The 13,497-nt window shown below is 62.6% G+C and carries 11 protein-coding genes; all 11 read right to left on the minus strand.

Features of this window, described 5'->3' with window-relative positions; all coding sequences use genetic code 11:
* Positions 1-72 precede the first annotated feature (72 nt).
* The 11 genes from fhuB to ACQZ6J_RS23575 all read right to left on the minus strand — a co-directional run bounded on the left by fhuB (position 73) and on the right by ACQZ6J_RS23575 (position 13,411).
* Positions 73-2,055 (minus strand): Fe(3+)-hydroxamate ABC transporter permease FhuB, encoded by a 1,983-nt coding sequence (fhuB, locus tag ACQZ6J_RS23525; protein ID WP_449085822.1) that lies wholly within the window; start codon positions 2,053-2,055, stop codon positions 73-75.
* Positions 2,052-2,984 carry an ABC transporter substrate-binding protein gene (locus tag ACQZ6J_RS23530; protein ID WP_449085823.1) on the minus strand — a complete coding sequence of 311 codons (933 nt, stop codon included), beginning with the start codon at positions 2,982-2,984 and terminating at the stop codon, positions 2,052-2,054. Before ACQZ6J_RS23530 ends, fhuB begins: the two co-directional genes overlap by 4 nt.
* The gene (locus ACQZ6J_RS23535) at positions 2,981-5,422 is read right to left on the minus strand and encodes a TonB-dependent siderophore receptor (RefSeq protein WP_163989137.1); all 2,442 of its coding nucleotides are present in this window, start codon (positions 5,420-5,422) and stop codon (positions 2,981-2,983) included. The genes ACQZ6J_RS23530 and ACQZ6J_RS23535 overlap by 4 nt, the downstream gene beginning before the upstream one ends.
* A gap of 139 nt (positions 5,423-5,561) precedes the next feature.
* Entirely contained in the window at positions 5,562-6,497 is a 936-nt protein-coding gene (locus ACQZ6J_RS23540; protein WP_163989277.1) for a FecR family protein, read from the minus strand.
* Between the two features lie 96 nt (positions 6,498-6,593).
* Complete coding sequence (locus ACQZ6J_RS23545) at positions 6,594-7,100, minus strand: RNA polymerase sigma factor (RefSeq protein WP_163989135.1); 507 nt, start codon at positions 7,098-7,100, stop codon at positions 6,594-6,596.
* A gap of 403 nt (positions 7,101-7,503) precedes the next feature.
* Positions 7,504-9,063, minus strand: a complete 1,560-nt coding sequence (locus ACQZ6J_RS23550) for a D-aminopeptidase (RefSeq protein ID WP_449085824.1) — start codon at positions 9,061-9,063, stop codon at positions 7,504-7,506.
* 3 nt (positions 9,064-9,066) lie between these two features.
* A complete protein-coding gene (locus ACQZ6J_RS23555; RefSeq protein ID WP_449085825.1) occupies positions 9,067-9,576 on the minus strand; it encodes a L,D-transpeptidase family protein in 510 nt (169 codons plus the stop codon).
* Between the two features lie 11 nt (positions 9,577-9,587).
* A complete protein-coding gene (locus ACQZ6J_RS23560; RefSeq protein WP_163989130.1) occupies positions 9,588-10,562 on the minus strand; it encodes an ABC transporter ATP-binding protein in 975 nt (324 codons plus the stop codon).
* A complete protein-coding gene (locus ACQZ6J_RS23565; RefSeq protein ID WP_449085826.1) occupies positions 10,559-11,575 on the minus strand; it encodes an ABC transporter ATP-binding protein in 1,017 nt (338 codons plus the stop codon). Before ACQZ6J_RS23565 ends, ACQZ6J_RS23560 begins: the two co-directional genes overlap by 4 nt.
* Before the next feature lie 4 nt (positions 11,576-11,579).
* Positions 11,580-12,476 (minus strand): ABC transporter permease, encoded by an 897-nt coding sequence (locus tag ACQZ6J_RS23570; RefSeq protein ID WP_163989127.1) that lies wholly within the window; start codon positions 12,474-12,476, stop codon positions 11,580-11,582.
* Positions 12,476-13,411 carry an ABC transporter permease gene (locus tag ACQZ6J_RS23575; RefSeq protein ID WP_163989125.1) on the minus strand — a complete coding sequence of 312 codons (936 nt, stop codon included), beginning with the start codon at positions 13,409-13,411 and terminating at the stop codon, positions 12,476-12,478. Before ACQZ6J_RS23575 ends, ACQZ6J_RS23570 begins: the two co-directional genes overlap by 1 nt.
* Positions 13,412-13,497 lie beyond the last annotated feature (86 nt).

Here is a 13,497-nt window from a genome sequence, read left to right on the forward strand (position 1 = left end):
CGGGTGATCAATGACCGCATGTCCGTCCTAGCAAGAGATCCACCTCGAGTGCTACAATTATTCTTGAGTTTATCACCCTTGTTTTCGCATCAGCCAGAGAAAATAAGGGCCGCCGATCAGAGTGGTGACGATTCCGACGGGCAGCTGGTTCGGAAACAGCGATACGCGCCCGATGAAGTCGGCAAGCGTCGTGAGGGCCGCGCCGGCAATGGCCGCTGCGATCATATGCGACAGTGCCCGCTGGAAGCCGAGCGTTCTTGCAATATGTGGCGCCATGAGGCCGACGAAACTCAAAGGGCCGATCAGCAGGGTTGCCACGGCTGCCGAGACAGCCGACAAAAGCAGAAGTACGGCCCGGCTGACCGATATGTTGAGGCCGAGGCCTCTCGACGAGGAGGCGCCGAGCGGCAACAGATCGAGCCAGCGGCTGAAGAACGGCACGATCGCAAGAAACACGACCGCCATGGCGACAGCGATCATCGCCTGCAGCGGGGTCGTGCTGTAGGTCGAGCCGGCCATCCACTGCATGACGCCGAAGACTTTCGGCAAGCCCGTACCGAGGAGGACCGCGATCAGCGCGGCAAAGGCGGTATTGATCGCAATGCCGAAGAGAAGCACATGATCCGGATTGTAACGGCTTCGCCGCCCCGTCAGCAGAACGGCGACGAGGCTGACGACAGCACCGGCAGCGGCAGCGCCCAGCTGCGTCAATGGCGTGAAGGCAGGCGCCAGCAGAACGAGTAAAAGGATGCCGAGCGCAGCACCCGTGCTGACACCGATGATTTCGGGGCTTGCCATCGGATTGCCGGTCATGCGCTGGATGACGGTACCCGAGAGTGCAAAGAGGACACCGGCGGCGGCGGCGGCAGCCAGGCGAGGCAACCGCCAGATCAGCAATGATTGCATCTGCGCGGGGGATGCGAAGCTCCATCCGTCAAGCGACGGGCCGAGCGAAAGCGAAATCCAGACCAATGCCAGCAGCACGATCGCGGTGATCGCGAGATAAAGCATGGGACGGCGGCTGCGTCGCTCCGCAGTCGGCAATACCGGTGCTTCCACGACCGGCAACCGCCCCAGGAAGATGGCGATGAGCGGGGCGCCGAGAAGCCCGGTCGCGGCGCCTGCAGGGATCTCCCGCATGAAGCGCGCGGCCTGCTGCAATGCCTCGTCGGCGGCAAGCAGCAGGATTGCTCCGATGGCGATGCCGGCAATCATGCGCTGCGGCAGCCGGCGGGCGCCGCTCGCACGGGCGATGAACGGCGCGGCAAATCCGACAAAGCCGATGACGCCCACGGCGCTGACGGTGAAAGCAGCCAGCATGACGGCAAGCAGGATGGACAAGAGGCGAACGGAAGCGAGCGACAGGCCGAGCGATCTGGCTCCCTCATCGCTCAACGACAGAACGCCCAGCGGCCGCGCAAGCAGTGCTGCGCCGAGACAACCCAATGCTGCATAGGGCGCGAGGCGCGAGACCGCCGACCAGTCGTTCTGGGTCAGCGAACCGCTGGCCCAGACGAAGAGCCCGTTCATTCCCAGGCTGTAGGAGAGGCTGATCGCGGCCGCGATCGCGCCGCAGACGAGGGTGACGACGAGCCCGGCCAGAATGAGGGATATCGGCGAAAGGCGATGCGGCCAGGCGATCAGGAAGACGAGCCCGAAAGCCGTCAGGCCGCCGGCAAGGGCGATCAGTTCCCGCGCCGACGCGGCGAGCGCGGGAGCCCAGAGACCCGCTGCGGCCAGGGCAAGATAGGCACCGGCCGAAACGCCGAGGGTCGAAGGATCGGCCAGCGGCGTGCGCAATACCTGCTGGAAAATCGTGCCCGACAATCCAAGCGCACCGCCGGCAACGAGCGCGATGACGAACCGCGGCAGCACGCTGTCGTGGACGAGAACCTGCGCATAGGAATTGAGATCGGGGGCGACGAGCACCTGCCACCAATCATGAACGGGCAGCAATTCGGAAAGCCGCGTCGCCGCCGAAAGGAGAGCGGCGGCAAGCAGGAGCGCGATGATCGCCGCGGGCCCCGGACGAAGCCTGTCTTGTGTCGCGATCATGGCGTGCCGCCGTCATTGCCGCCGAGGGCGGCGGTCAGCAGGCACGCAAAGCGGGCGGCCGATGGCAGGCCGCCGGAACCCAGCACGGCCGGCAGCACATGCAGTCTTCCGTCGCGAACGAAGGGAAAAGTCCGCCAAAGGCGGCTTTCGGCCAGCCGGGCTGCCATGCCGGGCGCGGCGGGACTGTCGAGCAGGATCATCGTGGCGTCGCCATAGGCTCCAAGCTTTTCCAGACCGACAACATTGAATTCTCCCTGAATCGTCGTTTCGGCATTGGTCAGACCGCATCGCCGCAGCACGCCGCCATAAAGGCTGTTGGGACCGAAGAGGCTGACATGCCGGTTGTCCAGCGGGCTTGCCAAGAGCAGCGGCCGGCCGGCCAGGCTTGCAAGCCGCTCGGCTGTTACCGTCAGTTCGCCGCGCGTCGATGCGACAAGGCTCTCGCCGGCTGCGCGCACGCCGATCCTTTCGGCCAGCCCAAGCGTCCCCTTCTCGGCAACGTCCAAAACGTCCGCTTCCGGCTGGAACAGCAGGTCGCCATAGACGGGCGCAATGCGCTGGAGCATCGGCGCGGCCTGTTGCAGGAGAGGCGTCGTGACGATCAGTTGCGGGGAAAGGGCCTGAAGCAGTTCGAAATTCGGCGTGAACAGCAGACCGACGTCGACCACCGAACCGGGCAGGACCGGATCGACGACATAGCGAGCATACCAGGCGGGAGCCGGCACGCCGACCGGCACCACGCCGAGGCTGACGAGCGTTGCGGCAATTCCCCAGTCCAATGCCGCGATCCGGAGAAGCGCGCCAGCGGGCGCCTCGGGAGCGCCGGCGGCTTTCGCGGAGATACCGCCGCCGATCCAGGAGGTTGCAAGACCCGCCAGCAGCGCCCGACGACCGATGCCGGCTGCCGCGCCGTTTCGGTATTTCGTCACCATTTGTACCCAAGCGTCGCGAAAACCGTGCGGCGCATGCCGTAGACGCAACCGGCCGCCGTGCAATCGCTGATGAAGTGCTTGTCGAACAGGTTGGAGACGTTCAAGGCAAAGGTGGCTCCGCGCATCTCGTTGGAAATCTTTCCGAGATCGTAGTTCAAGGCCGCATCGAATACCACATGATCGGGAATCTTCGCCGTATTGGCATTGGTCACATAGCGGCTGCCGATATAGCGGACGCCAAGGCCGAGACCAAGGCCGTCGGCCACGCCATCCTGGAACTTGTAGTCCGCCCATAGCGATGCGGTATTGGCCGGCAGGTTGGCAACGCGGTTGCCCGCCGTTCCGTCGCTCGCCTTCAGGATCTCGTTGTCGAGATAGGCGTAGGAGGCCGTGACGTTGAACTCATCCGTGATGCTTGCAAGAGCGGAAATCTGGCCACCCCTGCTTCTGATCTCGCCGACCTGCGTCTGGACGACGGGTGTCGTCAATGTACTGGTCAGGTAATTCTGCTGCCTCAGATCGTAGAGCGACGCGGTGATGAAGCTGTCATAGCCCGTCGGCTGATATTTGAAACCGACTTCGTACTGCTTGCCCGTTGTAGGATTGAAGGGATCGCCGGAGGAACTGACGCCGACCGTCGGACTGAAGGAGGTGGCATAGCTTACGTAAGGCGCAAATCCGTTATCGAACAGATAGGTAAGCCCGGCGCGCCAGGTGAAGGCATGGTCGTTCTGGTTGGTGTCGACGCCGGTCAGGTAGTTGTTGCTGTCGGTTGCAGCCCAGTCCTGGCGAGCCGAAAGCAGCAGCGCCCATTGGTCGAATTTGAGCTGGTCCTGCGCATAGAGGCCGAACTGGCTCTGCCTCTGCTTCGCACTTTGGAAAACAGGCGGCGTCGCGACGGCCTGAATATAGTCGGGATCATCGAGGTCGAGCGACGGACCGGTGCCGTAGCGGGTGAAGTTGTTCCAGTTCTTGTACTGATAGTCCAGGCCAAACAACGCCTTGTGCGAAACCGCCCCGGTATCGAAATCCGCTTCGGCCTGGTTGTCGATTGCGAGCGTGTTGAGCTGCTCCTGCGCCGTGTAGGCAGACCGGCGCAGCGTGTGACCGTCGGCGGCAAGCGAGGCGGCCTGCAGTTCCGCATAGTCGACGCTCATATGCTGGAAGCGCAGATTCTGCCGGACTGTCCAGACATCGTCGAAGCGATGCTCGAACTCGTAGCCGATGCTCTGCTGCTGACGGCGCATATGGTCGAAATCCTTATCGCCGGTAAACTGATCCGTCGGGAAATAGGTGCCGCGGCTGGTCGGAACGAGCGTTCCGGTTGTCGGCAAACGGCTCCAGAAGCCACCTTTCGGATCGTTCAGATAGTCGCCCAGGATCGTGAGTTTGGTGTCTTCGTCCGGCTTGATCGTGACGGCCGGAGCGATTTCGACCCGTTCCTCCCGCTGGTTTTCGACCTGCGTTCCGGTCGTGCGCCCCAGTCCCGTCAGGCGATACAGCAGCGTACCGTCATCGTTGACCGGTCCGCTGAAATCAAAGGCAGCCTGGGCGCGATTGTAGCTGCCGCTTTGCAGCTGGATTTCGTGCAGCGGCTCGTCAGTCGGCTTCTTGCCCACCAGGTTGACGATGCCGCCGGGTGAGCCCTGTCCGTAAAGGACGGAGGAAGGCCCCTGCAGAACCTCGATGCTGTCGAGGAAGAACGGATCGACCTTCGGCGTGCTCCAGGTTCCCTGCTGCAGCTTGAGACCATTGTAGTACTGATCGACCTGGAAACCGCGAACGATAAGATTGTCCAGCCGATTATCAGGGCTGTCCGGCGTGGTGACGCCGCTCGAATAGGCGACGGCCTGGCGGACGGTCTGCGGCTTTTGGACATCGAGCTGAGCGGCCGTGACGACTTGTACGGACTGCGGCGTTTCCAGAAGCGGTATGTCCGTTTTCGAGGCGACGCTGCCGTCCGTCGAGATGAACCCGCTCTGCTTGCCCGCCTGCACGACGATAGGCGCAAGGGCGGTCGCTCCATCGGCAGCTGCCGAGCGAGCCGAATTGGAAATCGTCACCGTCGTCGGGTTGGTGAAACGGTAGATGAGGCCGGATCCCGCGAGGATCCTCTCCAACGCCTCTGCCCTGGTGAGCGGCCCGCTGGCGCCCTTCGAGCTTATTCCCCGCGCCAGATCGGCATTGAAGAACAGCTGAACGCCGGTCACTTTCGAGAACTGGACAAGAGCCTGGGACAAGGGCTGCGGCGCGATGTCATACGAAACCCGGCCGGTCTTTTCAGCGGCTTGCGCAAACACCGGCGCGGGTGAAGAGGCGATGATACCGAGCGCCGTCGTGACCAGGAGGGCGATTGCCAGGGAGCGGCTTTGCATCGGATTGCCGCCTGCGTCGCCATGTCGTGATTCCTGATTGCGGTTTTCGCGGTCCTGCATTGCCCCACCTGCATCCTATTCCCCGCCCATTGCGGGATTCCTGTTCGAGAAGGCATCGGACTGATGCCCTCGAAACGTTAGACACCCGATCGAGCGAGGCTAATGAATGAGTGGAGAAAAAAATTCATGTTTTCTGGTTTCAGCTGACCCGGTAGACGAGCGTGACGTAGTTGGCGGCGTTCAGAAGGCGAATACCGAGCGTGTCGGCGATCGTCTGCAGGGCATTCTCCGCATGTTTCGTTTCGAAGATCGCCGTGACGGGTATGTCGCCGATACCATCGCTCATCAGGATGATGCGCCCGCGCCGATAGCGCTCCAGCTCCGCCAGCACGCGTCGCAGCGGCACATCCTGAAAGACGATGCGGTCGCTGCGCCAGGCTTCCACCGCGTCGAGGCTTGCTTCGGTCGGCTGGCCGAGCCCGGCAAGTCCGTAGCTCACCTGCCAGCCTTGCTCCAGCCTCAAGGTGGAGAGACTTTCGGTCTCCACCTGCACGGCGTGTTCGCTGACGGCGACGGTGACGACATCCTCGACGAACTTCAGATCGAATTTCGTTCCCAGTGCCCGCGTCGTCCCGCCGCCCGCATGTACCAGGAAAGCGCGTCTCGGATCGGACGAAACATCGAAGAAGCCCTCGCCGCGATAAAACTCGATACGGCGTTCGGTCCCGGAAAAGAAGGTGGAAAGCGCCGAATAGCTGCCGAGCTCGACGGAGCTGCCATCTTGCAGCCGAACCGTCCGGCGTTCACCGATATCGGTCGTATATTCGGCAAAGAGACCCGGTCGGCTGAATGTATAAAGGCCAGCCGATCCGCCGAGGAGCGCGATTCCACCCAGCATGAGGTTGCGGCGCGACAGCGGCGATCGGCCACGGCGCAACCGATCGAATTCCGGCTGCATGATATCGAAGCGAGCCCAGAGGGCCTGCGCATGCTTCCAGGCGGCAAGATGGGCATCGTCGGCTGCAAGCCAGGTCTCGAAGGCCTGGCGATCGGCAGCCGTTACCGTCTCGTCGCGCATTCGCACGAACCATTCCAGGGCTTCCATGACGATCGGATCGGTCGCGTCTTCGCTCATGTCGCTCACAGTCCGGGCGTCTTCCCTCCCCGGCATACCAACAGCCTTAACCTTCATGACACCGCCGCAGGGCTATCTAATGAAGAGAACGCCGGATTATTTGCTGCCGATTTTTCGATCGAGATCGGCAAGAGCGATAACGATGTGGGAGATTACGGTGTTTCGCGAAACACCGAGACGTGCCGCGATCTCGTCATAGCTCAGACCCTCGAACTTATTGAGCACAAAGACCTCGCGCCGCTTCGGCGGGAGCGAGGCGACGGCCTGGAGAACGCGTCGCAGCTCGCAACGATAGACCACCGTCATTTCGGGAGACGGCTGCAGGTCGGGTATCGCATGCAGCTCGGCGTCGGAAACGCCGATTTCGGCGTGCCGTTTAAGGTCGCGCAAATGATTGAGCGCGAGATTGCGGGCCGTCGTTCTCAGGTAGGCCGGGCAATTGTCGATATTGCCGCCGTCTGCCGCCGCCAGCAACTTGACGAAGGCTTGGTGGACAAGGTCGTCCGTGGTCGTCTTGTTGCCGACGAGGCGCCGGATGAGCCGGCGAAGGCGTCCTTGCTCGGACGTATACAAACCCGCAATGTCAAATGTATTGGCGTTCATCGACTTCATCCGGACATGAAACTGGGCAGGACCCGGTCTTCGGCAGTAGGTGATCGACTGACGCCTCGCAATCGCAATATTTTAGATCTCGTCTAAAATAGGGGCATCAGGGGTAGGTCTTGCGCGTCGCCTGAGAGCATAAGTGCCTGCATTCATTCAGCTTTGCACAAGCCGCATCCGTTATTTATCTTGACTTTAGATATCATGTTTGATCGCACCTGTTGCCATTGAGCAACGTCTACGTTGGAAGACGAACTCAGCTCGCCACGCCTGTAGCCGGCTGAGTATTGGTGGCGGCTCCCGGTTTGCCAGCGGCAATTTCTTCATTGCACATATCTGCCGAAGGCCATGGCAACGAGCGCGAGAGCGTCACGATCCCCGCGCCCAAATCATGCAAACAATGCTAGATCCTCTGATAGTCGATGTTACGGGCAAGCCAGCAACCAAGTCTCAGGCCCGACACGCTCCCTGCGTGGTCCCGCCGAATCTGCACCGTCCAGTCTCCGGGCGGGGCGGCGTCCATGGAGCGCCTCGTCGTGATGACCCAGAGATCCTTCGCCAATGGATACATGCGCTCCACAGGCCCGCGCCCCAGCATGCCCTCGAAGCCGACATAGGCCGCGCCATCCCGAGCTTCGATTTCCAACCGCGCGCCAATCTCCTCCGACACATAGGATCCGGCGATCTCGGCACCACCAGCCCATTCCATCGGCACGACGGGCCTTGCAGCGACAGACAGGTTCTCGCCCGGACGCTCCATGAGCAACCGTCCATCTTCGCGCCGAAGCGTTACGTCCCGCGCACGAGCGGTCCCCTCGGACAGGAGCGTACAGAGGCTGGAGGCGGTGGCATAGTACAGCCGCACACCCTCCTTCTGCTCTTCTGTGCGCAGATAAAGCCCCTGAGCTTCATCCAGCCAGAGGCCCGTCCAACCTTCGGCGGGAACCGTGTCCTCGCCAATGCGGCAACCGAGAGCAGCCTCCATCAACGACCATGCCGCCCGCATGGCGCTGGCCTCGTGATTGAAGATCACCACGATCGACAGCCGTTCCGAGGCAATGTGCATTCGGTAGGAACAGAAGCCGCGCAGGCCGCCGCCATGGGCGGTGACATCATAACCGCCGATCCGCTCGCGGCGTATTCCGTAGCCATAGGAGGCCGGCTTGCCGTCGGCAAAACTTACCGGCACGCTGATGCGATTATAAAGGCTGGCCGGATCGTCGCGCGTGGTATCGATATGCCGTTCCCATGCCAGCATGTCGTCAAGCGAGGCAGAGATGCCGGCATCGCCGAACCAGAAGATGCCGCTCCTGGCAGGCACAAAGCCCACCGTGTCATTGCCCTCATATCCGATGACGCCGTCCAGCGTCCGGCGCGTATCCGCCGCAAGAACCGCCCCGGTCATCGCCGCAGGACGGAAGATGCGTTCGCGAAGCAATTCGCCGAAATCGCGTCCGCTGGCGCGGCGGATCAGCTCGGCCAGCAGGCGGAAGTTGCCGTTGCTGTAGGAGTAGTGCGCGCCCGGCGGAAAATGTCCGTATCTCGCCTGGGAGAGCAGTCGCAGGCCCTCCGCTTCGGTGAAAAGACCTTCGGGCACCGCGCCGTGCAGCACGGTCAGCGCCCAGTAGTCGCGCAGGCCGGACTGGTTGTGGCACAGGTCGGCCACGCGCGGCAGCGAGCCCCGGAAGTTCGGCAGCAGATCCTGCAGGAGCGGATCAAGTGCCGCCGGATCTCCGAACATGTCGAGCAGCAACGCACAGGTCATATGCTTGGAGATCGAGCAGATCGGCAGGCGGCTTGCCGCGGTCATCGGCAAACGCCGCTCCATGTCGGCAAAACCCCAGGCGCGGCGGGCGATCACCTCGCCATCCTTCACCACGCCCACCACCCCGGCCGGGCCACGATAGCGGTCCGGCAGCAGGTTCAGCGCCTTTTCCAGCACCGCGGGATCAATTCGGCTCATGGTTCAGCCTTGAAAGCAGAGCCGGGTGCCAGGCCTGGCCATCGCCAGAAACTCCTGCAGGTCCGCCAGCGTCAGCGCGGCGCAACCGGCGGTCGGACCATAGCCATCGCTGGCGATATGCAGAAAGATGGCGCTCCCCGCACCCGGCACCACCGGATTGTCGTTCTGACCAAGCACCACGACGATGTCGTAAAGATCGTCCTTTCGCCACAGCTCCTCGTGGCTGGCGGCAAAGGGCAAGCGCACCGGGCGGTTATAGTCGGGATGATCAGCCGCATCGCACCAGCCGTCCTGCGGATCGATGGCCGTGGTCTCGAATACCGAAACCGGGGCCGCCTTCAGCTTGTCGGCGCGGTAGAACACCCGGCGGATCGGCCAGCAGCCGATGGGGCTGACGCCATCGCCCTCGACCTTCTCGGCGCGGATGCCGCTGCGGCCCACCGCCGCACGCCAGACTTTGTCGCCATAGCTCGCCTGCCAGCCATCGCCATCGCGTTTCACGATCAGATCCAAGTCCATCTCCTTCAGGTCTCCAGCGGAAAATGACAGGCAACCAGCCGGTCGCCTCGCTGTTGTGGGGCTGGGTCTTCGACCCGACAGATATCCTTGGCAAACGGGCAGCGCGTATGAAACCGGCAACCCGAAGGCAGATTCATCGGACTTGGAATCTCGCCCTTCAACACCGGCCTTTCGCGGCCGCGCTGGCGAGGGTCGGCCACCGGCACCGCTGAAATCAGAAACATCGTATAGGGATGCAGCGGCTTGGCGAAGATTTCCTCCGTCCGTCCGACCTCCACCAGACGACCAAGGAACATCACGCCCACGCGGTCGGCAAATTGGCGCACGACGCTCAGATCGTGTGTGATGAAGAAATAGGTCAGACCCAGTTCTTCCTGCAGATCGGAGAGCAGGTTCAGCACCTGCGCCTGGATCGAGACGTCGAGCGCCGAAACAGATTCATCGCACACCACGAAATCCGGCTCGTTGGCAAGGGCGCGGGCGATGCCGATGCGCTGCCGCTGCCCGCCCGAGAACTGATGCGGATAGTTGCGGAGATATTGTCGCCGCAGCCCCACCATGTCGAGAAGCTCGGCGCAACGCTCGCGGATCGCCTCTGCGGATCCATAGCCATGTGTGCGCAGCGGCTCGCTCAGGATTTCCTCGATGCGCATGCGCGGATTGAGCGATGCATAGGGATCCTGAAACACGATCTGCAGCTTCCTGCGCAGGCTGCGCATTCCGCCCTCGTCCAGCGCGGTCAATTCCTGCCCGCGATAGCGGATCGTGCCGGACGTCGCCTCCAGCAAGCGCAGCATCACCCGGCCGAGCGTGCTCTTGCCGCAGCCCGATTCACCCACGAGAGCGAAGGTCTCCCGCTCGTAGATGTCGAGGGACACGCCATCGACGGCGCGCACGGTGCGGGCGCCGCGGCCGAAAAGGCCGCCGCCCACCGGGTAGTGCTTGTTCAGGTCACGGGTCGAAAGTACGATATCGTTCATGGCGCCGCTCCTTGCCCGCTCGTTTCCTGCGGCGCGTGCAGCCAGCAGCCCGCGACGTGACCCTGCCCCAGACCAACGAGCTCCGGCACACGCTGCTGACAGATCGGCATGGCATCGCCGCAGCGTGGACCGAAACGACAGCCCGGCGGCAGTTTGGCCAGATTGGGCACCATGCCCGGAATGCTGGGCATCCGTCTGGAAACCCGTGCCGCGCCCGCCTTGGGAATGGAGGCAAGAAGCCCGCGCGTATAGGGATGGGAGGGGCGCTCGAAGAGGTCGAACACGTTGGCCTGTTCGACGATCTGACCGGCATACATGACATTCACCTCATCGCACATTTCGGCGATGATGCCGAGATCATGGGTAATCATGATGATCGCCGTGCCGACCCGGTCGCGCAGATCCAGCATCAGCCTCAGGATCTGCGATTGGGTCGTCACGTCGAGGGCCGTCGTCGGCTCGTCGGCGATCAGCAGCTTCGGCTCGCAGATCAGCCCCATGGCGATCATGGCGCGCTGGCGCAGCCCTCCCGAAAGCTCGTGAGGATAGGCGTCCAGCCGCGCCTTCGGTTCGGGAATGCCGACGAGTTCGAACATCTCCAACACCCGGTCGCGGATCTGCCTGCGTTTGAGCCCATGATGGATCGCCAGCGGCTCGCCCACCTGATCCCAGATCTTGCGCACCGGATTGAGCGAGGTCATCGGCTCCTGAAACACCATCGAAATCTCGCTGCCCCGGATCCGGCGCATCCCGTCCGGCGTAAGCGTCGCAAGATCGGTGCCGTCGAGCATGATGCCTTTTGCGCTGACATGGCCCTGCGGCTTGGGCACCAGCCCCATGAGGGAGAGTGCGGTCATGCTCTTGCCGGACCCGGATTCGCCCACCAGCCCGACGATGCGCCCTCGCCCCACATCGAAGGAAATATCGTCCAGCACGCGGACATTGCCACGGTCGCCGCGGAATTCCGTGCGCAACTCGCGCACGCTGAGCACGGTATCGGATGCGGATGCCATCGGTTCAGTCCTTCATGGAGGGATCGAGCGCGTCGCGCAGCCCGTCGCCGATAAAGTTGAAGGCAAGGACCGTAAGCAGGATCGCCACCCCGGGCGAAATCGCCACAAGCGGCGCCTGAAACAGGTATTCCTTACCCTTGGCAACCAACAGACCCCAGCTTGCTTCCGGCGGCTGCACGCCGACGCCAAGGAAGCTGAGGCTCGATTCCCACATGATCGCTTCCGGGATCGACAGCGAAAACAGCACGATCAGGGTCGGGATCACGTTGGGAAAGATATGCCGCAGCATGATGGTGGCCCGGCCGGTGCCGCCCGCCCGCGCAGCCTCGATGAATTCCTTCTGCTTCAACGCCAGCGTCTGCGCGCGGACGACGCGTGCCACCCCTGCCCATCCCACCAGCGCCAGGGCGAGGAAGATGTTGAGGAGATTGGCCCCCATTGTGTACATCACCACCATGGCCAGAAGCAGCGAGGGAAAGGCGATCATCATATCGGCCAGGCGCATGACGACGAAATCCGTGCGGTTGCCGAAATAGCCGCTGAGGATACCCAGCACCGTGCCGATCATCAGCGAGATCAGGCTCGGCACGATGCCGACCACGAGCGAAACGCGCGCGCCGTAGAGAATGCGTGTCAGCACGTCCCGGCCAAAATTGTCGGTTCCGAGCCAGTAGGTCGTGGACGCGGGCAGCAGTTGTTCGTTCAGCGCCACCCGATAGGGATCGTGGGGGCTGACCCAGGGGGCGAAGATCGCCAGCAACACCAGCAGCATGACGAAAGCCAGCCCCGCCATGGCCATGCGGTTCTTGCGGAAGGCGCGCAGACTGTCGCCCAGGAAGCTCGCTTCCTCGATGGCTTCGGGGACATTTTCCCCCGTGACGGCTTCGGCAGACAGGCTCATCAGGCGTCCTTCTTCATCTGGGAGCGAATGCGGGGATCCAGGACGGAATAGAGGATATCGGCGATCAGGTTTCCGAGGATCACCAGGGCGGTGGCAAAGAGCACCGAGCCCTGCAGCAGCGGCATGTCACGCGACTGAATGGCATTGACCGATATGCGGCCGACCCCGGGAATGCCGAAGATCGCTTCGGTGATGACTGCGCCTGACAGCAGCGTGGCCACCTGAATCGCCATGATCGTCACCACGGGGATCAGCGCATTCTTCAGCGCGTGACGCGAAATGACGCGAAGCTCGCGCAGACCCTTGGCGCGGGCGGTGCGGATGTAGTCATGGCGCATGACTTCCAGAAGGCTCGATCGGGTGAGACGGGCGATTACGCCTGCCGAACTCCAGCCGAGCACGATGGCCGGCAGGATCAGATATTTCCAGCCATAGAAGCCCGAAACCGGAAGCCATTTCAGCTTCAAGGCGAAGATATATTGCAGAAGCAGCGCCGACCAGAAGATCGGCATCGACACGCCGAGCAGCGAAAAGCCCATGAAGAAATGATCGAGGAAGCTGTCGCGCCGCACCGCCGACAGAATACCCGCGGGAATGCCGATGATCCACGAGACGACGGCGGCGCAGGCTGCCAGCAGCAGCGTCGCCGGAAATGCGGTGAGGATCAGGGTGGTCACGCTGCGATTGAGCTTGATCGACGTGCCGAGATCGCCGTGCAGCGCATCCCAGAGGAAGCGCAGATAACGGGTGATCAACGGATCATCGAGATGCATCTGCCCGCGAATACGCTCGATCACCTCGGCGCTGGCATGCTCCTTCATCATCAGCGCCACCGGATCGCCCGGCACCACGTTCAGCATGACGAAAAGGATAGCTGTGATCCCGATCAGCACCGGAATCGAAACGAGAATGCGTCGGATCGCAAACATCAGCATCGGCGAAGTGTTCTTTCAGCGGGCCCGTGCGGGAGGGCGAATGGACGGTTGCAGGGGACACGGGCAATAGGCGCCCCGTGTCCCCA

The sequence above is a fragment of the Rhizobium sp. A37_96 genome, from assembly GCF_053521765.1.